The 25,898-nt window shown below is 42.4% G+C and carries 23 protein-coding genes and 1 pseudogene; 13 read left to right on the forward strand and 11 right to left on the reverse strand.

Annotation, left to right across the window (positions count from 1 at the left end; all coding sequences use genetic code 11):
- Positions 1-100: 100 nt before the first annotated feature.
- From JZI27_RS19925 to JZI27_RS19955, 7 genes are all read left to right on the forward strand, one after another.
- Positions 101-748, forward strand: coding sequence for a hypothetical protein (locus JZI27_RS19925; protein WP_280208912.1), 648 nt, complete (start codon positions 101-103; stop codon positions 746-748).
- Between the two features lie 762 nt (positions 749-1,510).
- A complete protein-coding gene (locus tag JZI27_RS19930) occupies positions 1,511-1,822 on the forward strand; it encodes a hypothetical protein (protein ID WP_280208913.1) in 312 nt (103 codons plus the stop codon).
- A 404-nt stretch (positions 1,823-2,226) separates the two neighbouring features.
- A complete protein-coding gene (locus JZI27_RS19935) occupies positions 2,227-2,913 on the forward strand; it encodes a hypothetical protein (protein ID WP_280208916.1) in 687 nt (228 codons plus the stop codon).
- Positions 2,910-3,200 (forward strand): hypothetical protein, encoded by a 291-nt coding sequence (locus JZI27_RS19940; RefSeq protein ID WP_280208918.1) that lies wholly within the window; start codon positions 2,910-2,912, stop codon positions 3,198-3,200. The genes JZI27_RS19935 and JZI27_RS19940 overlap by 4 nt, the downstream gene beginning before the upstream one ends.
- Entirely contained in the window at positions 3,197-3,604 is a 408-nt protein-coding gene (locus JZI27_RS19945; protein ID WP_280208919.1) for a hypothetical protein, read from the forward strand. The genes JZI27_RS19940 and JZI27_RS19945 overlap by 4 nt, the downstream gene beginning before the upstream one ends.
- Positions 3,605-3,843: 239 nt before the next feature.
- Positions 3,844-3,984 (forward strand): hypothetical protein, encoded by a 141-nt coding sequence (locus JZI27_RS19950; RefSeq protein WP_280208921.1) that lies wholly within the window; start codon positions 3,844-3,846, stop codon positions 3,982-3,984.
- A gap of 73 nt (positions 3,985-4,057) precedes the next feature.
- A complete protein-coding gene (locus tag JZI27_RS19955; protein ID WP_280208923.1) occupies positions 4,058-5,635 on the forward strand; it encodes a recombinase family protein in 1,578 nt (525 codons plus the stop codon).
- 116 nt (positions 5,636-5,751) lie between these two features.
- Here JZI27_RS19955 and hepT read toward each other — a convergent pair whose 3' ends face one another.
- The 9 genes and pseudogenes from hepT to JZI27_RS20000 form a co-directional block, all read right to left on the reverse strand.
- Positions 5,752-6,159: a type VII toxin-antitoxin system HepT family RNase toxin gene (hepT, locus tag JZI27_RS19960; protein WP_122910676.1), complete on the reverse strand. Its 408-nt coding sequence runs from the start codon at positions 6,157-6,159 to the stop codon at positions 5,752-5,754.
- Positions 6,152-6,562 (reverse strand): type VII toxin-antitoxin system MntA family adenylyltransferase antitoxin, encoded by a 411-nt coding sequence (gene mntA, locus JZI27_RS19965; protein WP_122910677.1) that lies wholly within the window; start codon positions 6,560-6,562, stop codon positions 6,152-6,154. Before mntA ends, hepT begins: the two co-directional genes overlap by 8 nt.
- Before the next feature lie 139 nt (positions 6,563-6,701).
- A complete protein-coding gene (locus tag JZI27_RS19970; protein ID WP_251242801.1) occupies positions 6,702-7,220 on the reverse strand; it encodes a YecA family protein in 519 nt (172 codons plus the stop codon).
- A 238-nt stretch (positions 7,221-7,458) separates the two neighbouring features.
- Positions 7,459-9,128 (reverse strand): annotated as a pseudogene (locus JZI27_RS19975) (DNA/RNA helicase domain-containing protein).
- Between the two features lie 16 nt (positions 9,129-9,144).
- Positions 9,145-9,441, reverse strand: coding sequence for a nucleotide pyrophosphohydrolase (locus JZI27_RS19980; protein ID WP_251242800.1), 297 nt, complete (start codon positions 9,439-9,441; stop codon positions 9,145-9,147).
- A 429-nt stretch (positions 9,442-9,870) separates the two neighbouring features.
- Positions 9,871-11,307, reverse strand: coding sequence for a TIGR02679 family protein (locus JZI27_RS19985; RefSeq protein ID WP_280208924.1), 1,437 nt, complete (start codon positions 11,305-11,307; stop codon positions 9,871-9,873).
- Between the two features lie 3 nt (positions 11,308-11,310).
- Positions 11,311-15,603 (reverse strand): TIGR02680 family protein, encoded by a 4,293-nt coding sequence (locus JZI27_RS19990; RefSeq protein ID WP_280208927.1) that lies wholly within the window; start codon positions 15,601-15,603, stop codon positions 11,311-11,313.
- Positions 15,590-16,807 carry a TIGR02678 family protein gene (locus JZI27_RS19995; RefSeq protein ID WP_280208929.1) on the reverse strand — a complete coding sequence of 406 codons (1,218 nt, stop codon included), beginning with the start codon at positions 16,805-16,807 and terminating at the stop codon, positions 15,590-15,592. Before JZI27_RS19995 ends, JZI27_RS19990 begins: the two co-directional genes overlap by 14 nt.
- Positions 16,804-18,414, reverse strand: a complete 1,611-nt coding sequence (locus JZI27_RS20000; protein WP_280208930.1) for a TIGR02677 family protein — start codon at positions 18,412-18,414, stop codon at positions 16,804-16,806. The genes JZI27_RS19995 and JZI27_RS20000 overlap by 4 nt, the downstream gene beginning before the upstream one ends.
- 281 nt (positions 18,415-18,695) lie before the next feature.
- Between JZI27_RS20000 and JZI27_RS20005 the strand changes: the two genes are divergently transcribed.
- From JZI27_RS20005 to JZI27_RS20020, 4 genes are all read left to right on the forward strand, one after another.
- Positions 18,696-18,914 (forward strand): hypothetical protein, encoded by a 219-nt coding sequence (locus JZI27_RS20005; protein ID WP_251242795.1) that lies wholly within the window; start codon positions 18,696-18,698, stop codon positions 18,912-18,914.
- A gap of 260 nt (positions 18,915-19,174) precedes the next feature.
- Positions 19,175-19,318, forward strand: coding sequence for a hypothetical protein (locus JZI27_RS20010; protein WP_251242794.1), 144 nt, complete (start codon positions 19,175-19,177; stop codon positions 19,316-19,318).
- Positions 19,319-19,370: 52 nt separating this feature from the next.
- Positions 19,371-21,551, forward strand: a complete 2,181-nt coding sequence (katG, locus tag JZI27_RS20015) for a catalase/peroxidase HPI (protein ID WP_280208933.1) — start codon at positions 19,371-19,373, stop codon at positions 21,549-21,551.
- A 340-nt stretch (positions 21,552-21,891) separates the two neighbouring features.
- Positions 21,892-22,641, forward strand: coding sequence for an STAS domain-containing protein (locus JZI27_RS20020; protein WP_280208934.1), 750 nt, complete (start codon positions 21,892-21,894; stop codon positions 22,639-22,641).
- Here JZI27_RS20020 and JZI27_RS20025 read toward each other — a convergent pair.
- Together JZI27_RS20025 and JZI27_RS20030 are read right to left on the reverse strand one after the other, a co-directional pair.
- The gene (locus tag JZI27_RS20025) at positions 22,560-23,174 is read right to left on the reverse strand and encodes a DUF2306 domain-containing protein (RefSeq protein WP_348521376.1); all 615 of its coding nucleotides are present in this window, start codon (positions 23,172-23,174) and stop codon (positions 22,560-22,562) included. The two genes, JZI27_RS20020 and JZI27_RS20025, sit on opposite strands and share 82 nt — an antisense overlap.
- Entirely contained in the window at positions 23,162-23,599 is a 438-nt protein-coding gene (locus JZI27_RS20030) for a type 1 glutamine amidotransferase family protein (protein WP_280208936.1), read from the reverse strand. Before JZI27_RS20030 ends, JZI27_RS20025 begins: the two co-directional genes overlap by 13 nt.
- Before the next feature lie 185 nt (positions 23,600-23,784).
- On the opposite strand from JZI27_RS20030, the gene JZI27_RS20035 reads away from it, so the two are divergent.
- The gene (locus JZI27_RS20035) at positions 23,785-24,495 is read left to right on the forward strand and encodes a response regulator transcription factor (RefSeq protein WP_280208937.1); all 711 of its coding nucleotides are present in this window, start codon (positions 23,785-23,787) and stop codon (positions 24,493-24,495) included.
- Positions 24,473-25,789, forward strand: coding sequence for a sensor histidine kinase (locus JZI27_RS20040; protein WP_280208938.1), 1,317 nt, complete (start codon positions 24,473-24,475; stop codon positions 25,787-25,789). The genes JZI27_RS20035 and JZI27_RS20040 overlap by 23 nt, the downstream gene beginning before the upstream one ends.
- Positions 25,790-25,898: the final 109 nt, after the last annotated feature.

Below are 25,898 nucleotides of genomic sequence, written 5' to 3' on the forward strand. Positions count from 1 at the left end.
GCACGAAAACACCTGAATACCGAAGATTATGATGATTTTGAATGCTGTGAAAAAATTAATGCAACGCTAGTGATATTTTATACAAAGAAAAAAACTATCCATGAGTAAAAAAACTATCATTCTTAGTGCAACTATTAATGAGAAGATATCTAAACTTGTGTTTGGAGAGGAAGTTACATTTGTAGATTTAGGATTGGTTAAGCCTGTTGGCAGTATGCTCCAAGTAACATCTAAGAGTTTTAGTAGATTTACGATCAAAGAAAATCATAAAGAGTTAAAAAGCCTAGCAAAAAACCTTATGGAACGTTATAACCCTGAAAGCGAAATCATCACATATAAAGATTTCTCCACTGGTGGCAAACATGAAGAGATATATTTTGGTAATACTGAGGGAATTGATAACCTAAAAGGAGAAAATATCACAGTAATTGGAACACCGCATCTTAATCCAATTGCCTATCTGTTAATAAGTGTTACCTTAGGTTACCGGATGGGACTTGAGGAAAGTAGGATGGAGTACAGGCCTGTTGAAAGAAATGGATTAAGATTCTATTTTACGACATATAGTAATGATACATTATTGAAGGAAATCCAATTCTATCTTGTTGAAAGTCAATTGTTACAGGCTATAGGGAGGGCAAGAGTAAATAGATTCCCTGCCAAGGTGCTTATCCTTAGTAATTTACCAGTTGTTGGCGCTGAGTACATATCATTTCCACAAAAAGAATTAATAGATCTTATGAAGTAATCCGAGTGCAGTCAGCTTGAAGAAGTTGGCTGCATTGTTTATTAATTTTGAAAGTTAATCGTTATAAGCGTTAACTTTAATTATAATGATTTTATGTATCATATTGATTATTAACAGTTATTAATGAAAATAACTCTTATGAATAGTTACTAATCGTTTATTTTTTTCATATTTTTCGATTTTTTTCGGGTGTATTTATTTTTTTCAATTTATTTCATGTAATACATATAGATTTTACTATCATCTTTATTAGTAAAAAAAATAAGAAATTAGCATAAGCCCGAAGAAATTCGTCCTTTAATTATAAAGTTGCTAAAATGGCTCAAAAACAGGCAAAACGCCGTAATTATGGCATTTTTGAAAGGTTAACATTGATGACAATTTATTGATGGTTAGATGTATTGTTTCCTCAGCTGGATGTCGCAGATTGAACAATATAAACACGAAAAAATTCAAGTTGAAAAATATACTATATTTTTTATCTACGAAAATTTTTTTGAAAGATTACTTTAACGAAAATTATTACAAAAAGTGTGAAAGAAATGATTGATATAATAGTATTTTATTCGGAAAAAGATTTTTTTATCTACGAAATTGGGCTAAAAATGCTTTCGGAATAGGGTTGCAAGGGTTTTTAAGGTGCTATATAATTGCAATCAACATCAAAAAACATAAAACAAATGTTCTCGATGTAATATTCGAAATGAGGCTAAAACTATTAAATTCTTATTACTTTTGAAGAATTAGAAGGGAGATGTTTTGTTGAAAAAGATTATCAATAAGAAAGTGTATGATACTGAGAAGGCAACTCTGATAGCAGAGTATTCCAATGGGTTACCTATTAATGATTTCAAATTTGTGTATGAGGACTTATATGTAACAGAGGCAAGCCAATTTTTTTTACATGTTCAAGGTGGTCCACTAACCAAATATAGTGAGTCAAATGGTAATTCGGCATGGGGAATTGAAACTATTATTCCTCTTAACAATGAACAAGTCTATGGATGGTTAGAAAAACATAATAAAATTAACGAAATTGAAAGTTATTTTCCACAATACATTCAAGAGGGTTGATATTTTTATAAAGTTGCCATTAAATGGGTGAATTATTTATTAGCCCTTCCAAAAGGCAGGGGACATTATGAACAAAAAATAAAAGTATTTGGCTACTTTTTAGTAGAAAAGAGAATTTTCTAATCTTTTAAGAGTAAAGGGTAAGGATGTTTATCTCATAAACTTACACTAGACCATTATATTGTCATGTCACCCAATGGATACCTAGAAGTTATATTGATATTAGCGTATCAAGATAACTTATTATCAACTTGATTATTACTATGTATCACATATGTTACCACAAGGTTATTTAAATGTGAAGTGAAAAATGAAAGATTATTTTTATTACAGAAGGTAGTTCATAACTATAGTCCAAAATAAATGGTTTGAACTATCTAACCTTAAGTAAGGGGGAATGAATTATGTTTAAAAAAGCAATGGGGTTAGTAATTTATGATCCTAAAAAATCAAATAAGATAACTATTTTCAAGAAGTGTAAAGGGATTTTAGAACTTTGTGAGAAACAGGGACAATACTTTACAGATTTCGTTTTTCGCGAAGATTCATTAGAAAATCCTATTCCTTCGGAAAAATTAGGTGAAGAAATGTATGAATTAGCAAGCAGAGAATATGGGGTTGAAATCTTTATTATTCATGATAAAGACCAAACATTTTATGAAGAATTGGGAATTAATTCAACTCTAGATCAAGAAATAAATAAAGAAGGCTTATTGGAATATTTGGCAACCGAAACATCAACAGAAGGTAGCATTAAAAAGGCAGTGGGTTATGTATTAGCCGACTTTCTGAAATCAGATAATGAACTTATTGGGTCATTATGTGACGAAGTGAAAAATTACTGTCAGGAAAACAATACAGAATTTCTTGGTTTCATCTTTATTGATGACGATATCGAAAACCCCATTAACAAAGATTCTTTTGCCTCCGAAGAATTAATAACACTTGTTAGTCAGGAGACTGATATCGATGTTTATCTTGTTCATGATAAACCTATGTATTCAGAGGGAATGCATTGGGAGAATGTTGGACCATTAGACAACCATATAGACGAACTGATTGAAATTATTTACGGGGGTGAAACTATATGAAAAAAGTTATTGGATATGTAAGTGTCAAAAGAGAACACAGGAATCACCCATATCATAAATTTGTCATGGATAGTTTTCAAATGGTATGTGACCAAAATGAGTGGGAATTGGTTAAGGTTTATGAAGATGTTTGTTCTTCTCCAAAAGAGCCAAGAATCGCTCAAATACAAATGCACAATGACCTAGCGAGGCGAAATGACATTGATATCTTACTCCTTTATGCTTTTGGAAAATTAATCGTTATGGACAACTCCGGGGGCATGAAAAGAAAGAAGGTGCCCAAATGAGTAAAGCAATCGCTTATGTTATTACAACGACAGAACAATCAAGTCATGATTGCGTAAATAAACTTAAAAATAAAATTCATGATTTTTGCAGAGTTTATAATATCAAACTTATAAATTTGTTTGAAGATATCGTAGATTACGAGTTTAGTAACCCAATTAGAAACGGCTCTGCTGGGAAAATAATGATGAATTTCATTGAAAGGAATTCAGACTCCATTGACTTCTTCCTTGTCGATGATCTAACCGATTGCGTTGAGGAAGAGGAATGGGAGCAGTTAAAAGCCTTCTTTTCTAAACATAACATCGAGGTTGTTGAGTTACTAATGTGGCAAAAATTAAGGCCAGTTATCGATCCTAAATTAAAAGAGGAACTCGAAAGAGAAATAAATAACGCATTTTCTTAATATTAGGCTGCTTTTGATAATTAAGTGTTTCCTACTTAATAGCATGATAAAGGGAAATAGTTAAAGTGCTGATACATGTACTGCCTATTAACATACGTTAAAATACTCATAAATAATAGCATAAGATGTAAATTTCGTTATTAATTATGAACATGAAAAATTAAGAACTAATTCATAAGGAGGGTGCCTTCACACTAAAAAATCATACTACAACCCTTCCTGAAAGGGGAGGAAACCAAATGAATAAAAATGAAACAAAAATTTTGAATAATGATGAAGAAAAATTCCAGATTCCTAGCGAGGAAGAAATTAAAAGAAAGGAACTAATTTCAATTCTTGCTGAACTTATTTTGAATTATTCAGTAACAAAAAATCAATAACTATTAAATTTAATAACTTAATAACTCTAGCAAGTTAGAGCTTACTAGAGCATTAATAAAGGGGGAGACATTTATGGAAGGTAATGTATTAAAAGTTGCTATCTATACACGGGTAAGTACAGAGGAGCAAAAAAGAACGGGTTTTTCATTGAAAGGACAAGAGGATGAATTAAGGGCATATGCAAAAAATAAAGGTTATGAGGTTGTTGAAGTCTATACAGATGGTGGACATTCGGGAAAAAACTTTAACCGTCCAGATGTACAAAGATTATTTAATGATATGAGAAACCATAAGTTTGATGCAATTTTAGTCTGGAAAGTAGATCGCATATCAAGAAAGAACAGAGACGTTTTAATGCTAATAGATAATGAACTCCATCCGAGGAACATTAAACTATTAGTATCAACATGTGATATAGATAGCAGTACATCAAATGGATATATGTTTATTTCATTACTGGGTACATTTGCTGAATATGAGCGAGCGCTAATTATAGAACGTGTCTCAGCCGGAATGGAGAAACGTGCAATGTCGGGGATGTGGAATGGTGGAATTATTTTAGGATACGATATAGTGGATAAAAAATTAGTTATTAACGAGGAAGAAAAGAACATAGTTAAACAGATATTTGAATTAAGGGCTAGGGGGCTTGGTTATAAGGCGATAACAAACATTTTGAATAGAGAAGGAAAGAAGACCAAGAAAGATAATCAATTCAGTATAAATGCTGTAAAAACTATCTTGGAAAATAAAACATATATAGGTGAAGTTAATTGGGGTAACTACAGAGATTGGGAAGAAAATAGGAGAAAGGGTAAAACAGACCCCATTAGTTCAAACGGTATACATGATGCAATTATCGATTTTGAATTATGGAATAGGGTACAGGAAGTGTGTCAAAGAAATAGAGAGGCTTCTACAAACGTAAAAAATATTAAAAGTGATTTTTTACTATCAGGTATTTTACGTTGCCCCGCTTGTGGTGCTGGTACGGTAATGAGTAAGACTAAAAAAAGAGATGGTTCAGGTTATCACTTTTACTATATGTGTCAAAACTACCATGCTAAGGGCAAAGAGGCTTGTCGATCGAATTTAATAAAAAAGGAAATGATTGAAAAAAAGGTACTGGACTACATAAATGGTCTGATTGTTAATGCTGATATTGTAAATGATGTGTTAGAAAAGATAACCAATGACAAACATAAGGATACTTCAGAACTACAAAAGAGGTTAGCGGCTTATAAAAAAGAGTTAAGGCAGCAAAAGGAAGAATTAGATAGACTGGATAATGATTATTTTGCTAAAAAAATTTCTGCCGAATCTTTCGATAGACTTTCCGTAAAAATTGAAAAAGAAGTCAAAAGACTAGAAGGAAATATTAGTGATTTAGAAAAGGAGAACGAGAAAATCTTGTTGTCTTATTCCATAGACGAAAAAATAGTTAACGAAGCATTAACGAACTTTAGTGATTTGTTTGAGGATGCGAGTAATGAAAATAGGAAGGTTTTAATCAGGTCACTCATTAAGAAAATTGAAATGGAACCAGATAGAAAGGATATAAAACGCATTGTCTTCTGGTTTTTAGAAGACAATGCTATATCTTCAAGTAATGCTTTACCAGTAAATGAATCGGGGAGAACCGTACCATAAGTAAATAAGGTTACAAAAAGACGAGAGAATCTTTTATTAAATTCCTTCGTCTTTTCGTTTTTTCGAGGATTTTCTAAAAACACGCAAAATATCTTCTTCATTTTAATTTAAAATAGCTATGCCTCAAGCTGTAACACTACTTTTGTAAAAATCTTAAAATCATCGATATGCTTTTCTATAATGGCTTCTAAAATACCAAGTTCTAACGCTTGGTAATCGTGTACTGCAATATTGCGGAAACCGACCATGTTCATTAAAGTTTTGGCTAACGTAGCGTCAAGTAATCCATCCTCTTGTAATAGCTTAAAACTTTCTCGACTTGCTTTCGGTACGCCAAGTTTACGTTCACTGACAATATGCATGGCTAAGTCTATACTCGCTTCACAGGCACGTTGAATGTTTAAAATGATACTATCCTGCTTTGTGTAATCTTTTAAATTTTCAGGATTCCCTTCATATACCTCGTGAATACGTTTGACACACCGTTCGATTGTCGTAGTTTTATTTAAAATGACATCATTCATCGCCAAATACACTTCCTCGCTCTTTAATGGATTCAAGAATTGGAGCACGCTGTTCATTTAATGTTGCATACATACTGTACGCGCGCATTTTTTGACGAATAAATTCATTTTCATTTCTAATATAAATGGGGATACCTTGCTCAAAAATTTGCATAGTAAAGACTGTATCAATTTGTTTTAAATCGATTAGATCTACTTCACGACCAGCTATAGCAGCTAAATCGCTAGCTAATAGAAAACGTTCATAAGATGATAAATGCTGTTCACTAAAATAGGCAAGATCAATATCGCTCTCTTCATGTATCAAGCATTTCGAGAAAGAACCAAAGAGAATGATGAAATCAGGATTTAACTGTTGTTTAATCGTTTCAATCAGCTGTTCTTGTAGTTCTTTATTCAGCATGTTATCACCACCTCTTCTTTATTATAATTGTAGATAAAAAAAACCGCACCTATACTTGATACAGGGAAACCGTACCATAAATGATGCTGCGAACGGTCAAATTTATCAAAACCAATAAAATGTAAAACAAGGACAGCTATCAAGGCTGCCCTTGTTTTTTCCATCTTACGGTGTTTATTAATTCACTTGTGATGGGTGAACTGGTATGAAACAACCACTCATCACTGAGGATTTCCTGTGCACGTTTGGAGATTGTTCCTACTGAGACACCGTATTTTTTCGATAACTCAGATTGCGTCACAGGAAGATCCAGTATTTTAGCAACACAGTATTCAATAGCAGCTTCCATGGCACCAGTTTTCCTTATAATTGGTTGAGCAGCGTTTGCGTACAGATTCCAAATTCGAATGGCAGAAGCAATGATAGAAGGTTCGTATTGGGGATACATGGAATTGACAATATTTCTAGCTAACAACTCATATACATAATGACCCCAATCAAATTCCTGTTCTATATATGTGATAAGAAGGGCTTGGGTATTAAGTGGCGCTGATGGTGAAAAACCTCTGAGCTCGTCTTTGGATAGACAACACTTTTTGTACTTTTTCCCACTTCCGCATGGACAGGGAGCATTTCTGCCGATATTCAAAATGGTCACTTCTCTCTTGCTACATATTAGTTGCTACTAGTATATCATAGGTCTATGATGTTCCTTTCAGACGCCATCGCCATGCAGAAGGAGCATCAAAAAAGGATGAAGATGGGAAGGATTGATAAAATGTCTAGAAAAAAGGCAAGTCTTCCACTTCTAAATCTTGCGAAGCTTGATGAAAGGGGGAGATGAAGCCTCCATTTCTAAGCGTGAGCGTAGGTGGAGGTTAGTTCACTTTCACTATCTAATAATCCTCCCGATCTTCAGCCACTCTCAATACTCTTCCAGGAGAAACATCAGTATAAGTTCTTGCTCGCTGCAATCGTTCTTCAAAGTAAGCATTCAACGTAGGGTCCGTACAAAATATAAAACAACCCTTTTGCCCTCTGGTCATAAGAGTTCGGTATGTATTGCGAATGATTTGATCGGCAGTTGCTTGAGCGTTTTCTGGGTCTTTTTTGGCAAGGATTTTGATGCCTTTTAGGGATTGGTCCGTCTTGGCGCGTTTTGTGTAATCAGTGATTACCTGGCCATTTTCATATCGCAAGTCGGGACCAATGATGACTCCAGCATAATCGAATTCTAATCCTTGGGATGTGTGAATGCACCCTGCTTCGCTGACTGAATTTGAATCAATTGCCCAAATGCTGTCTGAAAGATTCCAGCTTATTTCGAATTTATGTTCCGGAATACTGATGTCCTTATGCCTAGTATCATAACGGCCGGCAGTTGGCCATTCCCAGCAGTATCCTGCCAGCAATCTGGATTTATTATTTGTCTGATTAAGCTTTTCAATTTCTTTTCGCATTTCATTCGGGTCATTGTATACCCGAAAGTCATAATCCACTCCATAATAATGGGAGTTCGCTGTTTCTTTGATGTGGAGAACATCATCCAGCCATGATATATAAGCATCTGAACCGTCACAGCGGAATTGTGATGTCAGTTGGCCAGTAATTAAGTCAGCATTTGCTTCCTCTGCAAATTTCTTGATCAAATCGATGCTTCCAATATCTTTCAATGTGACCCTTTGGTTCTCATCGATGAAAAATAATGTGAATTTGGCGGCATGGATTAGTTCCTTGATCTGATTTTCTCCCTGATTTCCGTAAAACCCCGACTTTTCATTTAAACGGTGGGCTTCATCGACAATAATGACATCAAACTCATTAAAAGAGGATTCGGTAAAGCTGCCGGAGCCCTTAAATAAGTTATCAATTTCTGTTTTACGAATTGTTCCTTTCAATTTAGAAGCATACACATCCCTAGGGGCAGAGTTTTTGGAAACATATAGTGTCATAAGCCCTTGGTTTATTAAGTGGACCAGCAAGTTGATCGCCATTACCGATTTACCTGTGCCAGGGCCACCTTCGATCACCATCACTTGCTTCTTATCATTTTTGACACATTCGAGGGCGAGATGAAGTGCTTCTTCATATAATACCTTTTGCTCATCAATCATTAAAAATTCTTCATTGCCTTTTAACATGCTTGTCAGAGAATCCTGCAAAGATTTAGAGGGGCGAATTCGACCATGCTCGATTTGGTAGATGAGCTGATGGCGATCGCCTTTTTTGACATATTTTTTTATGAAATCTCTTAGTTGTTGTCCGACCATTGTTTAAGCTCAACAATGACTACATGGTCCTGCTCCCCATTGTTGCCGGCCACAATGAAGTCTACCCTTTTCGATGTATTAGGAATTTTAAACTCAATGGCCACACTGGCATCATGAGGGATCTCCTGGTCTTGCATGACATTGCACATTCTCTGCAGGGAATTCTCCCATGAGACGATCTCCTGCTTTGATGTACGCCCTACTTTCTCCTGATAGGATTTATAAAGGCGGTCAACCAGCTGTTCATTAATTACATCGGATATGAATTCTGTTTTGGTAGCTTCATATATGATCATAGCCGGCTCCTTAAAACTAGTTATTTATCGGGTACTTACTTGCGTTTTTCTCCATCTTTTTAAAAACTTCTTCTTCTAAGTCTATACCCATTTTATCGGCCAGCTGAAGTAGATAGATAAGAACATCTGCCATTTCTTCTTTAATGTTTTCTGCGGATGATGCCACAGCTTCTTCACTGCTTTTCCACTGAAAGTTTTCAAGAAGTTCATTGGCCTCAAGAGAAATGGAAATAGCCAAATCCTTCTCATTATGAAATGGCAGCCAGCCTCTCTCATCCCGAAACTGTGTGATTTTCTCGATCATTTTTTTCATAAAAAGACCTCCAAGTGCCGTATTTGCTTTAAACACACGAGGTGATGAATTCCATTTCTGAATCAAATAACCGGAAAAAGTAATGAATCGTGTGTAGTAAGCTTTAACAATAGAGAAGGCTTTGGTGTGACTCGTAACAATACCATCTCAGACCTGATCGTGATGACAAGACAAACGAACCGAGCAATTTACACGGTGTATGGCATTTCGGATATGGGTACTATTGTGCTTGAAAATTTACATATTACAGGACAGGTTTCGATTAGGTGGGTGCGTAAATCATCGACAACATTGGGGAAATGAAGTGACCCCATAAAGTTAGACATGTCATTTAATCAGGCCTCGTTGTGGTCCAGCTGTAAAAAGTGTACGAAGAAGCCCCTAACGTTCATTACGTCCGCTAAGAGCTTCTGTAAACATTGTATTTGATCAATACATACTAATCAGATCGGCGAATAACTCATCGATTATCGATTCCTGATAACCGGGTTTTCTCTTCGTAACGACCGCTTGGACCATCTCCTGAAACCAATCAGGCGTATCTGCCCATTTGTTCTGCAATATACTCTGGGCAAACGAATCCCATCTTGCTTCATCAATCTCGTACTGAGTCGTCATTGCCTGTTGATAGTCGCTTGTGGTGTAGCGCCATAGCTTCACTGCTTCTCCCCCATAGCGCCGCCAGACACGAGCCGCCATTTGAAAGCCTTCGGGGTCGAAATCGCCTGAGTAAAAAAGCTGGCATCCCCCCTGCACCAATCGATCCAATAGCGCCCATACAGCCAGAGTAAACTGTCCCGATGAACAAACAAGTGGTGGATATGGATGATCGGACATCTGTTGTTCCCAGCGATCCACAATAGCCGAAAAAACAGCGGGATTTTCCATGACCCAGACTACACGTACATCCGTGTGTACCGGACGCATAACCGGATACCAGACAGGCTTGTTGACCACCGTTCGCAGAGGTAGGCCAATCACCTCATGTTTTGGCCAATGATTCCCGCTATGCTGTTCATCCGCATCCACATAGGTAATTCCACAAACCATGACATGCGACGAAAGATCATCACGAAGCACACGATGCTCGTAAAGTAACTGGGCTATCTCCTCCGCATGTTGTGGCGCATCTTGCTTTTTGGCATGGGCAAGCGCGTAAAGCAAGAGCTTCCCCAGCGCCTGATTGCTATCAAACGCATGGGGGTTCCCTGTTGTTTTCGCAGCCAATACCGGAAGCCGAACATACTCTGACTTGCCCAATGCATCAAGAATACAGAATACTTGTGCGACCATCCGCAGACTCTTCCGCAGTTCTTCAGGCGCAGAGCTATACCATTGACGCACTGCTACGGAGCCTGTTGCCTGTTGCTCGGTCAGATCTTGCAACCAGTCAAAAAATTGGCTCCGCATGCAAACAGGCAAGAATGGCGACTTTTCGTCTGGTTCACGTGTGAAAAGTCCTTTTAGCTCCACTGTCACCTCAATCCAAAACTGTTGCCAGATGAGTTGTTCCTGTTGCTTTTTCTCCTTTTTACTTCGCAGTGGTTCACGGTAGTATGCTTCCACAAGCCGGAGCAGTGACAATTCTCCAAATCTGGTCTCCTTCAAGCCATTCTCCAGATCAGCCAGCTTGATTTGTGCCGATTTACCAGGATCGTAACGCTTGCGGAGTAGTCCGGATAATCTGTCTGCTTCTTCGTTCGAGAGGTTGGTCAAACGAATCTTGTCACCAAATTCACCGTAGCTTTCATACTTGCTGCGCAGCGCTTGAAACAGCTTGTGATATCCGCTAGTTTCTGCTTTGAAATAACGAATTGCTTCTTTAAGTAACGCCCTCTCTGTTTCAGTCTCCCGCATGTCTCCCATCTGTTACTCTCCCTGATCCCATTCCATACTAGCCGCTACCTCATCGTATTCTGGCTGTAACTCTGTCCATTCAGGTTGGAGCATCCGCAGCGTATGTCCATCCCAACGATAACGTGCAACCGTTACATAGTCGGCGTTTTTCGGACGAATCAGTTCACATATCGCCAGGTGGGAAACCGAATGATAATCGCCCCAAAGCGCCTGCGAGTTCATGATGTAGTTGAACCCAAGCTGTTCTACCAACTCGAACATATCGCGGATGTTGTTTTCATCCACACCTGCGAAAGCCTCATCCAGTGAGATGACGCGGGGAGAGAATTTGTCTGCCTCTTGATAACGGGAAAACACGGCAGAAAAAAGCGGAATATACATCGCCATCGCCTTCTCGCCACCACTGAACTGGAAGAAATGGCGGTCGGTCAATTCCTTGGTCGGCTCACCCTCTCTGCGATACCAGAGCTTAAAGCTGAACCATTGGCGATAATCCAGAATTCTTTTCATGACCTGATGCAGCGTCTCGCCACTAGCCTCTCGCTGAATGGCTACTTCCTGTTTCGCTTTCTCAATTCGCGAACGGAAATGGGTCGTGATTCGCTCGATATCCTGATCTCGCATCAGTTTGGGGTCTCGGCGCAGGTAATCTACCAGATCCCTGGTATCCAGTTGGGTTTCATCATCTGCCACAAGCGGAACCCATTTCAACGAGAACGTGAGACCACTTGAGCTATCGCGCTGCTGCATCAGTTCGTTCATCCGCTCTACCCACTTCTCCGCGCGGGCGATGCGATGCTTGATCACTCGACCGACACTTTGCAAAATGACCTCTTCAAAGATTTTTCTGTCTTCTGTCGTGAGGAGAATTCGTTGCAGTTCAATTTCTTGTCCAAGTTTGTCCAAAACAACGTACGGGTGGGTACGCTTTCCTTCATACTCCAGCACGATGATCCGCCGCTTGGCTCTTGCTTTCAAGTCTTCCCATTCACGGGACCATTCCGTCGTTTCCAAGACTTCAACAGATTCCATTGCTTCCTGATTGCCGTCACGATCGGTATAAGCCAACGTATAATCCAGCGATGCCTGATATTCGAGCAAATGAACCTGACGTTCCGTATCAAATACGTTCTGAACCCGGTTGTTGTACGATTCTCGCTCGCGGTTTGCCGCCTGTATTGCGGGCGCTAATGTCTTGACAGATCGGATTGCCAGTTGATCGAGCTTAAGTACTTCCAATTCTGTTTCCTCAGCTTGAGGTATTTCTTCTGTTTGCTGATCAAGCGTATATCTCCACAGACCGAGCAGGTATTCCTCATGAAATACCTTCCGCCATGCTTCGAGCAGTGCTGTCTTCTGTTTAAGTAAGGAGTCAACTTCACGCTGCTTCATTCGCAGTTCTCTTTCGATGGCTTCCGTTTGCCCTTTGGTATGCTGAATCATTTGCAGCTCTTGCGGGATTTGTGCCAGTCGTTCTGCGCAATATCTGATCTTCTGCTGGATTTCCTGTGCGTCGTCGGAAGCAAGTAGACGCTCGATGCTCTCCAATGCTTTTTCCAAACGCTCTCGCTCACGGATAATCGTATTTTCCTCACCCTTAAGCACATCGTACTCATCGGTAGCGATAGCGAGCGATTGTTCTGTTTCCCGTAAACGGTGTTGCAGATTTATTTTGTCCCGGTAGGCTACTTCCAGCTTGCGCAAATCCTCAAGATAATATTGGATGGAGCGGACAGCATGACGCAAGGACTCTTCCTCCATCGGAATAGTCAGACCTTGTCCCATTTGCTTTAGGATATCTCTTTCACGCAGCAATTGTTCCAACGCTTTGCGTACTTTTTCGTTCCGCAGTTGCACCTGCTCTTCCCAAATCTCCAATTTTTGCGTGGTTTGGGTCAACGATTGCAACGATGTTATCAGGTCATCTCCTTTGGGGAGTTGCCCAAGCTCTTCAGCCAGTATCCGCAAATTCGCTTGGGTTTCCTCGATCAATTGAGCAAAGAACGCAATCTCTTGATCGATCTCGACCAGTTGCTTTTCCAGGAGCGTTAGCTGTTCTTCCCGATAACGTCTGCGCGCTTCACGGCCAACATAAACCGACTTTTCGATGGCAGGAGCATTGCCAAGCAGAACGCCCAACCCAAAACGTCCGTTATCGCTGATAAAGGTAGAAGCAGCCGTCTGTTGGTCAGGTTGGCACAAAATGGTTTGCAGCACTGCTTCAATCTCCGCTTTGCCCACTCCGCTTTCTTCTGCTGGGGTAGCGACAAACCATTCCATGATGGTATGGGAAAAAAGCTGGGGATCAGGCAGGATGATCCGATCTTTTACCTTCTCTGACCAGCTTGCTATTTTCTGCACATGCGATTTGGAAACGATCAGTGCATCAAGTAACCCAGCTTCTGTCAGAGCTGACTCAATTTGTGCCCGCATCGCAGGAGTGACTTCTTCTCGAAACTCAACGGCAGCATAGAGCGGGATATGAGGAATTTGTTCAGATTGCAACCATTGTCTTGCTTGTTCTGTTTGTTCGTTACGTGGAGGCTCAGGATCTTTTTTCTCCCGCCACGTCTTGTGCAGTGCTACTACCTGTGAACGCTGCTTGTGTTTTTCCTGTTGTTCGCGCTGTACATCCCCAAGCTTGTCGCGCAGTGTTTGCCTTACTTGCTCATACGTCTTCATCACTGGCTCACGAACATCATCATAGCGGTGGTTCTCCTCAAAAAGAGAGATGCGGTGAATCATCTCACGAACGGAATCTGGCTGCAAACGAAGCTGTTGTACGCTCCCCTGCCACTCATGGAAGGAAGAAATCAGGCGTTCTCTCTCCTCTTCCACGACACGCTCCCATTTTTGTTTGGTAAACATCAGCTCGTCAACCTGCTTGTGCGCTTCTCCCAATTCCTGCTCCGCCTCTTGTTTCACTCGTACAGCCGCACTCACCTTTTGCGCCTGTTCAAGCGATTGCTGAACTTTGTTTCGGTAGTCACTCGCTTCTTTTTGCCACAATTCCATAGAATATCCGGCGCGGGCCCGTTCAAACTCGCCTCGGGCTACTTCATGTGCGGGAAACTCATTTTCGCTTGATTCCTGCTCCAGGCTCTCAAGTAAATCCGTTATTTCCTTGTCGGCTTCCCTGATTTTCAACTCACAATCATCGATAACTCGGCGAAGTTGTGCCATCTGTTGCCGTTTTCCATCGCTGGCCTGCTGCTTTTCCTTGAGCCGTCGGATTTGTTCTTGCCTGTCCGCTTCCAGTTTTACCTTTTCTTTGGCGGCGCGCATCAGATCGTGATCCCGAAGCTGTTCGTGTTCATAGTGGAGCTGTTGTTCCTCTGCCTGCAGTACGTGAATCTGACTCGCGAGTTTTTCCAGTTTGGCTTGCTCATCTGTTACGTTTTGTGTGAACTGCGCTTTGCGTTGCTCTGTCTTTTGCACCTCCGCCAGCGCTTCTGTCAACCCCTTGGCTTTGTCGTACCAAATGTAACGGTTGTACGCCGTATACTCCCTGACAATCCGCGCCAATGATTTATGATCCCGCTCCAAATGCTCCAGCTGCAGCTTGGTTCGATCCATCGATTCGATGGCATCGGAGAGCGGGCGTAATTCTTCATCCGACAAACCGGGCAAAGCGTGCTCCAGAATGTTGTAGATGACGGTAGGCTTAAAATCCTTGGATAGCTTGGGACTGCGCAGCTGGATGAGCAATTTGATTAAATCCTCATAAGCTTCCGGCGATTGAAACCCGAAGAGCAGCTTGTTCACCATTTCCGCGTACTCTCCTTGTGAAAATACCACCCGTCCACCTGCTCCAATTCTCTTTTCCAGCTCTCTTTTGCCCAGCGGAATCCGATCGTCCTTTTGCAATTCGGCGTTATATTCTTTGTTGTAGAGCGAAAAGTCGATTCCCACTCGACGATTGTCCTGAATGGAAAATCCCCAAAAATCCATCGAAGCGTTGCGCTTGGCCTTTAACCCAATCCCGATCGTCAAATACTGGCTGCTCATCGGCTTCATGAACTCCAGATACAAATACCCGGTTCGTTCATCATAGCCTGTGACCTCTTTTTCTCCCAACAAGTAATCTTCCATCCGCCTCGCCTTGGAGCCAAACGGGTCAAGGCGGTCAGGACTTTTCTTGCCATCCAGTACGACAGGAATCAGGCTTTGCATGGTAACCGATTTCCCCGATCCATTCGTCCCGCGCAACAAGAGCTTGCCGTCCGCAAATTCAAATGCTTCTTCATCGTAATACCAAAAGTTGACCAACCCTGCCCGTGAAAGCTGCCATCTATTCGTTTCCATCTTGCGAATTCACTCCTTTCTGCCGTTTTTTCTCATAGTCCTCCGGGTACCTCGCTATGATTCGTCCCAGACTTGGCATCAATACAATCAGTCCGTCTGTCCCATCCTCTTGTGCCATTCCCCACGACTTAAGCTCATTCAATAATTGAGCGGACAATGCTTTTGGCGACATGTCGCGGATTGCCTTGCCCCAGCCATGTCCATAGGTTAACTTGCATTGGTGCAGTAGTGTCTCGTAATCTACTTGTGTCATCAGTATTCGTCCGTCTTTTTGGATCGTACATGTGCCGTCCGCTATTTTTTCCCTTACCGTTCTGGCAAAAAACAATACCACATCACTAATCGCACGACTGTCTGGAAAGATCGTAGCTGCTTGATGCCTCTCATGCAGCATGAGCATTGCGTCTTTCGCGTATAATTCCAGGGACAGACCCAATGTCTCATCAAAATCACGTGCGATCACATTGCGCTGATTACGCAGGTATAACCAGTCTCCGTCGTGCAGCTCTTCCTCTCGCACTACCGGAGAGAGCAGCAATTGGCGATACACCCGATACCTTCTGGCCAGCGTTTCGTTATCTGGCTGGGATACCTGCAATACCTCGTCTATGGATTGAAAATGGGTCAAGTCTTTTGGATACGCGCGCAAAAAGTACTTGACTAGCGGAGTTACTTCATACAAAACCTCGGCAGATTCAGTCATGGCAAACCCTTGTTCATCGCCATCCACCATTTTGAGCAAATACCACTCTTTTGCCTGCTGCAACACGCGAACGAGTGACTTTCGGTGCTCGTAATTGGTCCAGACGACGGATTCCGGGCCGGGGTAGGTGCTTTTCAGTTCTTCGGCAATTTCAGATAAAAGAAATTGGTCATCGATGCTTTTTCCTTCGAGATAGGCCAGCAACAAGCAAAACATCACGTAATCCCGCACTTCAAAAAAGGAGTCAATTCCCATCCAGGGTGCAGGTTGGGTATTCAAAAACTTTTCCAGCTTTACAAATTCATAGTGAACAATCAGACGAAACCCCAGCTTTTCCTGAAAAAACTGGCGCAGAATCGTTTCTCGCTCCCGAACAGACTGATACCTGACGATGTCACTCCTGGGGATCCAGAAGCGCTCCAGCAATTCCCATGCAGCCTCTTGTGCCATATCGTCAAAGCTTGCGGCATATTTGCTTTCTGTTTTTTGTAGCTCGCTCACTTGCTTGCTCCCTTCACCTGATCGTCAAAATAGATCACAAAATCAGGCATGTCCAGCACACCATCCGTACACTGCAATTGAATCCGCTGGTTGTTCCCCAGATCCATCACCTTGAAGCGTCGGCCTTCCTCCGTCTTGCCTTCTCGTGTGGGAGAGGCCATGCTTTTGCCGATCCAGCCAAGCAAGGTTTGTCGCACAAATGGCTCCACAACAGGTAATTCCGCAATGCGAACCCGGCCTGACGTAAAGAGTTTATCCAGTATTTCTTTTTGCTGCTGCTTCTGTATCAGGTATTTTTGTAACATTGCCGTTTTTTCTTCCTGTTTGTTTTCAATTCGACTGGCGCGTGTCCGCTCGCGAAACTCACGAATTCGCGGCTTGATCATCAGTTCGCCAGGTTTGGTGTCCCAGATGGCAGCATAAATATCCTCTGTATTTTTCTCTGACTCCGTCCACAGATGGCGCATGTGAGACAAGCCAAAAATGGCAGCTGACAAACAATCTGCCTCTTCTTTACTTGCGAGAGACGCAAACCACTTGGCGACATACAGGTAATCCGTCCTCCGGCTGCGCATACTGGTATGCCGCTCTCCCATGCGCTGGGCATATCGGGTGATGCGGCGAATAGCTTCGTTCGTTTCCCGTTGCAAATCTTCCAAATCGCTGTTGTTTCCTGCCTGATCACCCAAAAACCACTGATGCACTCCCGCCCACTGATCGCTGTACCTGCGAAGCAATTCCTCTTGAGACTGTTGCGGCTGGTCAAAGCGAGGGATGGTCCGTTCATAGTCGGCTACTCTACCGAAAACGGAATCGAGCAGCACAGGATCTAACGACGAGAGAATTCCCTCGATCTGGAAGGAACTACGTTGCAAGCCAAGCATAAACCTGCGCAGGTAGTCGGTCACCTGATCTTTGTACACCAGAAACTGTTCGGTCATCATCGCGTCTTCTACCTGCACACTATCCAGACTGGCGAGATAGTCTCGTGCATTGTTGGTGACTCGCTGAAACTGGACGTACAGATCTGTCCACCACTGATGCACTTTTTCATCTTGCCATTCTTCTATCTCATAGCGAATTCGCTCCCCCTGTCTTGGCGGGAGGACATAACGGATCGGACGAGTAAGCGGTTCCAGCACCTCTACCAGTTTATCAAATTGAGCCGCTTCCAATGCTCCTCCATAGGAAGTACCCAAATCCTCCAATTCGTCTACTAATCGTTCCAGGCGAATGGTGTAGGGAGTAGCTTGGTAGCGATACCGCTTCTTTTTGAAATCCTCAATTTTGGCTACCTTCCCCGATTGTTTTCGTTCAAGGTTTCGCCATTCATACAACTGCTGCAGATCGTTTTGCAAAAGCTCGTCTGTATAGCTTGCTGCTTCTTCAGGCATCAGCCGTTCCTTCACCGCCTGCAAAATTTCCTCTGGTCGCAACCAGTGGTGAAAGCGTTGCTGTTGTTCATAAAAATAACGAAGGATGGCCCGGTATCGGTAGGTGTTGTCCACTGCCAGATACTTTGCCTCGATCAGCTGCTTGTATGTTTTTCTCGGATGACTGTTTTGACCATCGTACATGAGATTCACCTGCTTTTTGCGTACATTCATGTTCACAGTATCGTATATTTTGAATTTTGTATTCCTTTCATTATAGCGAATTTTAGAGAGGGTGAAGGAGAGAATTGGTGTGAAATTTTGGGTATTGCGCACAAAGAGCATATTTTCCGGCAGGTGCCTCGGCCCCAAAGGTAAGTGGACAACCGATCGCGAGCAATACATTACGGAGAGGTTGGCACAAACTTGGTCCAGACAAAGATCACCTTCGAGGATTATTTGGAGAATGCCTGCTCCAGTCCGTGAAGAGCATTCAAGCATAGATGAGTCGGCAGATGACATTGAATTTCAAAGAAAGTACCTGGCAAGCTGTAAATTGTGATAATGACGACAGTCAGGGGAAGGTGACAGCGGAGCAACTCCGCGGTGAATATCTAGGGCTTTGGAACACCACACATACCGGCGTGCTTGTAGGGCAGAGATATATGGAAGCGGTAGAAAGAATCATTGAATGGCTGAAAAGATATGCATTGTCCTGCGAACAAAGACAATAAAATATAGCTTTTGCTCGCCGTTATTTTTTGATTAACTAGCGAACTCGTCGTATCGTGAGGCGCAGTCTATTATTCTGAATATTTCTAAAACTAAATAAAGGAAAAACGCGACATCATCCTGAATTAGTGTACATAAACATGGTTGGCCGAGATAATTATGAGTTGTCCTAACAACTACTTGCTGAAACGTAAAGTTTGTCTCTGTTCCCAAGAATCCTGGTTTATTCTTCCTACTGCTATCATATGATTAGGAGGACTGATTGAGTTTTAAGGGCACTGTTATGAAGTCATTCGCTCACCAATATGGTAATGGAATGGTTGTTGAAAACGTTGAATCAATCCAAGAAGGCAATCAAAGCGAAAAAAACAAGTTGATTTTCCCTGAAAATAATAATATAAATTAAATAAGAATTATTATCATATGAATTTAATTCTAATTTATAAGGGGAGATTTAAATGGAAAAGGTTTCTTCTAACGCTGGAAAATGCCCGTTCTCACATGGGAGCGTAACTAGTCACAGCTCAAGTGGTACGACGAATAGAAACTGGTGGCCCAATCAGTTGAACTTGAACATTCTTCACCAGCATGACAGGAAATCGAACCCAATGGGAGAGGAATTTAATTATTCGGATGAATTTGAAAAGCTGGACTACCAAGCTCTTAAGCAGGATCTTCGCGATTTAATGACAGACAGCCAAGATTGGTGGCCCGCTGACTATGGACATTATGGTCCACTCTTTATCCGTATGGCATGGCACTCCGCAGGTACTTACCGTACGGGGGACGGTCGTGGCGGAGCTAATACAGGAACACAGCGTTTTGCTCCCCTTAACAGTTGGCCAGACAACGTCAATTTGGATAAAGCTCGTCGACTGCTATGGCCGATCAAGCAAAAGTATGGCAACAAGATCTCTTGGGCTGACTTGCTTATTTTATCAGGTAATGTCGCTATTGAATCTATGGGCGGCAAGACATTTGGTTTTGGTGGCGGACGCGCGGACGTTTGGCATCCAGAAGAAGACATTTACTGGGGTGCTGAAACAGAATGGTTGGGAGATAAGCGTTACACTGGCGATCGTGATCTTGAGAATCCGCTTGCCGCTGTACAGATGGGGCTTATTTATGTGAACCCGGAAGGTCCGAACGGGAATCCGGACCCGCTTGCAAGTGCCCGTGACATCCGTGAAACCTTTAAACGAATGGGAATGGACGATGAAGAAACGGTAGCACTTATCGCCGGCGGTCATACGTTTGGCAAGGCTCACGGTGCAGGAGATGCCGCATTTGTTGGTGCAGAGCCAGAAGCTGCTCCTATTGAAGCACAAGGCTTAGGTTGGGTAAGTACGCACGGCTCGGGCAAAGGTCATGACACGATCGGCAGTGGTATTGAAGGGGCTTGGACTGCGAATCCGACACAGTGGGATCATGGTTTCTTTGAAATGCTGTTTGGATATGATTGGGAGCTTACAAAGAGCCCGGCAGGCGCAAATCAGTGGGCTCCTGTAAATCCTGCTAAGGAGCATCTTGCACCGGACGCAGAAGATTCGTCCGTTCGTGTTCCGACGATGATGACCACTGCGGATTTGGCATTGCGTGCGGATCCGGCATACGAAAAAATTGCTCGCCGTTACTATGAGAACCCAGAAGAGTTTGCAGATGCATTTGCTCGCGCATGGTTCAAACTCACCCACCGGGACATGGGACCGCGCGCAAGATATCTTGGCCCGGAGGTTCCGGAAGAAGTACTGATCTGGCAAGATCCTATTCCAGCTGTGGATTATGAATTATCAGATGCAGAAATAGAAGATCTGAAAACAAAGATCCTAGATTCCGGGCTTACAGTCGGCGAACTGGTAACAACGGCTTGGGCTTCGGCTAGTACCTTCCGCGGGTCTGACATGCGTGGCGGCGCGAATGGTTCCCGCATTCGTCTTGCCCCTCAGAATGAGTGGGAAGTGAATCAGCCTGACCAGCTTGCAAAAGTACTTGCTAAACTGGAAGCTATCCAAGATGGTCTGGAAAAGAAAGTAAGCCTGGCTGATTTGATTGTACTAGGCGGTAGTGCCGCAGTGGAAAAAGCTGCACGAGATGCAGGATTTGATGTAACGGTTCCTTTTACTCCTGGACGTGGAGATGCAACTCAAGAACAAACGGATGTAGAAAGCTTTGGAGTATTAGAGCCGGTCGCTGACGGTTTCCGCAACTACCAGAAGAAGCAGTATCGTGTAAGTCCAGCAGAACTCCTGGTAGATAAGGCACAGCTGCTCAACCTTACTGCACCGGAAATGACTGCGCTAGTGGGTGGGATGCGTGTTCTTGGTACAAACTTCGGAGGCACAAAACACGGTGTATTCACCGATCGAGTAGGCACACTAACAAATGACTTTTTTGTTAACTTGCTTGATATGGGAGTACAGTGGAAGCCTGTAGACGGAAACGTATTCGAAGGACATGATCGTAAGACAGGGGAAGTCGTTCGTACAGCGACTATCGTTGACCTCGTGTTCGGTTCAAACTCTGTTCTGCGTGCCATTGCAGAAGTGTATGCGCAAGAAGACAACAAGGAAAAATTTGTTCGTGACTTTGTAGCTGCTTGGGTAAAAGTAATGAATGCAGATCGTTATGACATTCAATAACGGATACTTCGTGAGTCTCCAAACATCATAAGAAAAAAAGCAAAGAGTAGTATGAGTTGTTGAATACTGCTCTTTGCTTCATGTTATGAATTTTGAAAGTTCACTTTTGAAGTTCAGAACTGCTTATCATTTGGCTCTTTTGTTGAGGCATTTACAGCTTCCTTTCGAGTCTCCTTCGTTAAGTTATGCAAACCTAGGAATAGTTGAAAGGCATGATACTGACAAGTGCTTTTTTTTTTGCGTCCCCACAAGTAACGGCGAAATTTTCAGTCTATAGCCTCCAGTGAGTGTGGTAAATTGCCTTGGAGAGTAGGTATACTAAAAAAAGAAATTAAATTGAATGCTGAAAAACGCCTTTGAGGCTATTCCGGGAAAAGGCTCCATCCATATTGAGCACTGGTCAACGGAAGACGAAGTGATTGTTTGTATCCAAGACAGCTGCGTAGGCATCCCGCCAGAAAAGCTTGGCTTATTGGGCACGCCGTTCTTTACGACGAAAGAAAACGGTACCGGGATGGGGATGACTCTCGCTTTCAAGCTGGAATGGATCCAGGCCGTCCGGCGCGTCATGTGGGATTATCTCTACAATTGCGATCGCCTGAACAATCAAAAAAATAGTAAGGAACATTATTACAACTTGGAGAAAAACATCAACCAGTTAATGGATCAATTCCTCAATCAATTCTTTATCAGCTACTCGCTATTCAAAGACGACCTGATCCGAGCGCAGCGAGAAATCGTTGAGGATCTGTCGGTTCCGATTATTCCATTGACGCGGACGACTTCCATTCTGCCGCTGATCGGTAATATTGACGAGGTCAGGGCGAACACCATCGAGGACAAGGTCATTTCGCAAATCGGCAATGATCGGATCGAAACGTTAATCATTGATTTGTCAGGCGTGATGGAGATGGAGGCCGATGTCGTTAGAAAGCCAAGCTTGGATAATTGCAGACTCGAAATAACAAAAGACGAAACCACTCCGAAAAAAAGAGTGGTTTTGACTTTTTATGAAAGTATCTTTTTCCGAATAACCCATTCTGCAAGGAGCAAGTTGATGCTCCAGCTTAACCAGACCGCGATGGTATAGGAATGTCCGTAGGAAAAACTCATGACGTGATGGGCTACGGCCACAATGATATAAATCGTCATATTTGCAAAGGAAAGAAAGAAGCTTCTCGTGATCCATTGGCTATGCAGGATGACGTTTTTTCTTTTTATAGAAAAGTACCCTAAGATCGTAGTTCCAAGCCATAGGGATGATAAAAGAAGAAACCCGATCGTACTCAGCCATCCCCCTGTGGCAAAGAAGGAGACGTAGATTCCAGGAACGAAATTGAAAAAAATAGACAGGACATAGATGCGGCCATTCCAACGGTGAAAGCTAGTAGATTTAGCCCGGATTGCTTTGCTTACTCCAAGTGGGCCAGTCAAGAGCGAAATAATGGCCAACGCTATATGGGTACGAATCATGAATAACCAAAGCGATTCATTCGTTACCAATTGATCCTTCATCGAAAGAAAGGATTCCAAGCTTGGGTCGACGATAAAATTTTTCGAAAATGTATGGAATACCCACATGATCGAAATCAGGATCATGGATATCCTTACTATCTTTTCCATTTTACAAAGGCTCCTTGAATACGTCGTCCTGTTAATGGAGAGGCAGGAAGAACCCCAGCTCCATCTCTATAAGTGAATTCGAGCAAAACGGATAGCTTATCTATGGGTGTAGAAATCACAGCTTCCCATTTGCCTTCAACGTTCGCTTGGGCATTTGATGGATTGATGGGATTGTAGCTTTCCGGCTCACCTTCTTGAAAGGTTTTCATTTCTATCGGCGAATCACCGGTATTTTTCCAAACAGTGCCCCTGCGTTCATACTCAAACAATTCCTCTACTGCGTGTGCAATGCGAGGACCTTCCGCAGAGACAAGCTCCACCGTTATCTTTTTGTGGGAGTACATCGCTGCTGCTGAAAATACCTCATAGGGTGCAATGGCATCCAATAAATCAAAACCGTCAAACAAAACAATTTGAACATGCATGACTTTTACCTCCCAATCAGTTGCCGGATAAAAGAAAGAATACCAGGCAGATATCACAAAAATGGGATGTAACGATCACGAAACCATCACAACATGGTAGGTTAGCTTGTGACTGGCTGAAAAAATACTACACTTAAAATGATACGTTCTCTCGGAGTAGGTCTTAACAGAAGGGTGCGATAGGCATGAAGGAATGGCAGACGATCTTAGTCGTGGACGATGATACAAGTATCGTCGAACTGTTAAGGGATTTTCTGGAAAATGAAGGCTATCAAGTGAAAACGGCTTCTGACACCATTCAAGCCATGGCTGTGTTTGAAAAAAGCATCATCCATTGCATGATCCTTGACATCATGATGCCGGGACAAAGCGGATTCGAATTATGCCGGCAAATTCGGGAGAAAAGCCATGTACCTATCCTTTTCCTGAGTGCGCGAAGCGGTGATATAGACAAGATTCGGGGTCTTGCGCTCGGAGGCGATGATTATATCGTCAAAACGGCTTCACCTGGAGAAATTGTTGCCAGAGTAAAGGCGGTGTTGCGGCGTACTCGTGTACAACAAGAGTCCATGAGAAAAGTCTTGCATTACGGAAGTCTGACATTGGATTTATCATCAAGAGAGGTATGGTCAGATGGGGAAATGATTGCTCTTACGCCCAAAGAATATGAACTTCTATGCTTGTTTGCCGAGCATCCGAAATATGTTTTTTCCTATGAGCAGTTATTGGATAAATTTTGGAGTGGAGTAGGGGATAAGCATACGGTCCGTGTCCATATCAGCAGACTTCGTGAAAAAATAGAGGCGGATCCGAATCGTCCGAAATGGATTATCAACGTATGGGGGATTGGATATCGATTCATAGGAGAAACACATGAAAACCATACGTATACGTAAATTTACCATCCTCAGCTTGTTTTTGCTTTCCCTATTGCCATGGGTGTTTTTTGTGGCTGCTCATTTTATGGAGACAAATACATTGCGGTTTGAAAGGGCGGATTTCCAACAGGAAAACGTGGATCAGACGATTTATCTGATAGAAGCCAATTCGGATAAATGGAAGGACACAGCGTGGCAAAACCAGCTGAGCCGTCATTTGAAAGAGAGGGACCTGGGTGTAACAATTCTCTCAGAAACCAATGACATTCTATTTCAAATGAGTGATGCGAGGAAACAGGCATTTACCAGAGTGGAGCAGTTTTCCGTGATTCAAGACGGGAGTCTCATAGGTAGGGTCATGATTGACGATTCGAATTCAAGAATCCTTCCATTCATAGCAGCATTCGCTGGTTTGATTCTAGCTTTTGTGATTATCGGCTTGGCCATGAAGCGTTGGATGATCAAGCCTCTTGAGAAATTGAGTATGAGTGCTCGGGAAATGGCAAAAGGGGATTTTGACGTAAAGCTACCTTCGTCACCTATCGCAGAAATCGTAGAAGTTCGTGATGGCTTCAACGCGATGGTTACGGGTCTCAAAGAGTCGTTTCAGAAGCAGGCGGAGCTGGAAAATGAAAGACGATTTATGATTGCTGCTGTGGCACATGATTTACGTACGCCATTATTTGCTCTGCGAGGATATTTGGATGGATTGGAGCAAGGCATTGCCCGATCACCTGAGAAAATAGATAAGTATGTAGCCGTATGCAAGGAAAAGTCAGCGCAGCTGGACAGACTTGTGGAAGATCTTTTCACCTTTTCGAGAACGGAATACTTTGAGAATGAGCTGAACCAGCATCCTGTTGATCTCTCACAGGTCATCAAGCAGTCAGTTCAGAGCATCAGACTGCAAGCACAGCAGAAGAACATCTCGATCATGGAGAGAGCTTTCGGGAATAAAGGTACGATTCGTGGCGATGCACACTTATTGGAACGCGCAGTGAACAATCTGTTGGATAATGCACTAAGACATACGCCTGATGGTGGCGAGATTGTTGTTCAGTGCGATAGACAAGAGGACAAAATCACTTTCACCATTCAAGATACCGGGAAGGGCTTTTCCGAGGAAGAGCTTCATCACGTTTTTGAACCTTTGTATCGTGGGGATGTATCGAGAAGCCGATCAACAGGAGGAGCTGGATTAGGGTTAACGATTTCACAAAGAATCATGAGACAGCATGGAGGGGACCTGACCGCATCCAATCATTCTGATGGTGGCGCCGTTTTGACGGGATGGATTCCTTTGGGAAAATAACCTTCTTTCTAAAAGGCTTTAAAGTTAGCAGAAGTCCCGACCATTGTCTCGAATGGAAGGGACTTTTTTACATCATCACATCTTTTGTAACTGATATGTGTAAAATGGG

The sequence above is a fragment of the Brevibacillus sp. AY1 genome (assembly GCF_029870785.1).
In the GTDB taxonomy this organism is placed as follows: domain Bacteria; phylum Bacillota; class Bacilli; order Brevibacillales; family Brevibacillaceae; genus Brevibacillus; species Brevibacillus invocatus.

What these genes read in the sequence shown, in the direction of transcription:
- JZI27_RS19950 (WP_280208921.1), top strand. Translation starts at nt 3,844, where the DNA reads ATGAATAAAAATGAAACAAAAATTTTGAATAATGATGAAGAAAAATTC.
- JZI27_RS19980 (WP_251242800.1), bottom strand. Translation starts at nt 9,441, where the DNA reads ATGAAAAAAATGATCGAGAAAATCACACAGTTTCGGGATGAGAGAGGC.
- mntA (WP_122910677.1), bottom strand. Translation starts at nt 6,562, where the DNA reads ATGCTGAATAAAGAACTACAAGAACAGCTGATTGAAACGATTAAACAA.
- JZI27_RS20030 (WP_280208936.1), bottom strand. Translation starts at nt 23,599, where the DNA reads ATGCATGTTCAAATTGTTTTGTTTGACGGTTTTGATTTATTGGATGCC.
- JZI27_RS19925 (WP_280208912.1), top strand. Translation starts at nt 101, where the DNA reads ATGAGTAAAAAAACTATCATTCTTAGTGCAACTATTAATGAGAAGATA.
- JZI27_RS20025 (WP_348521376.1), bottom strand. Translation starts at nt 23,174, where the DNA reads ATGGAAAAGATAGTAAGGATATCCATGATCCTGATTTCGATCATGTGG.
- JZI27_RS19940 (WP_280208918.1), top strand. Translation starts at nt 2,910, where the DNA reads ATGAAAAAAGTTATTGGATATGTAAGTGTCAAAAGAGAACACAGGAAT.
- JZI27_RS20040 (WP_280208938.1), top strand. Translation starts at nt 24,473, where the DNA reads ATGAAAACCATACGTATACGTAAATTTACCATCCTCAGCTTGTTTTTG.
- katG (WP_280208933.1), top strand. Translation starts at nt 19,371, where the DNA reads ATGGAAAAGGTTTCTTCTAACGCTGGAAAATGCCCGTTCTCACATGGG.
- hepT (WP_122910676.1), bottom strand. Translation starts at nt 6,159, where the DNA reads ATGAATGATGTCATTTTAAATAAAACTACGACAATCGAACGGTGTGTC.
- JZI27_RS19945 (WP_280208919.1), top strand. Translation starts at nt 3,197, where the DNA reads ATGAGTAAAGCAATCGCTTATGTTATTACAACGACAGAACAATCAAGT.
- JZI27_RS20005 (WP_251242795.1), top strand. Translation starts at nt 18,696, where the DNA reads ATGACATTGAATTTCAAAGAAAGTACCTGGCAAGCTGTAAATTGTGAT.
- JZI27_RS19955 (WP_280208923.1), top strand. Translation starts at nt 4,058, where the DNA reads ATGGAAGGTAATGTATTAAAAGTTGCTATCTATACACGGGTAAGTACA.
- JZI27_RS20035 (WP_280208937.1), top strand. Translation starts at nt 23,785, where the DNA reads ATGAAGGAATGGCAGACGATCTTAGTCGTGGACGATGATACAAGTATC.
- JZI27_RS20020 (WP_280208934.1), top strand. Translation starts at nt 21,892, where the DNA reads ATGCTGAAAAACGCCTTTGAGGCTATTCCGGGAAAAGGCTCCATCCAT.
- JZI27_RS19935 (WP_280208916.1), top strand. Translation starts at nt 2,227, where the DNA reads ATGTTTAAAAAAGCAATGGGGTTAGTAATTTATGATCCTAAAAAATCA.
- JZI27_RS19985 (WP_280208924.1), bottom strand. Translation starts at nt 11,307, where the DNA reads ATGGGAGACATGCGGGAGACTGAAACAGAGAGGGCGTTACTTAAAGAA.
- JZI27_RS19990 (WP_280208927.1), bottom strand. Translation starts at nt 15,603, where the DNA reads ATGGAAACGAATAGATGGCAGCTTTCACGGGCAGGGTTGGTCAACTTT.
- JZI27_RS20000 (WP_280208930.1), bottom strand. Translation starts at nt 18,414, where the DNA reads ATGAATGTACGCAAAAAGCAGGTGAATCTCATGTACGATGGTCAAAAC.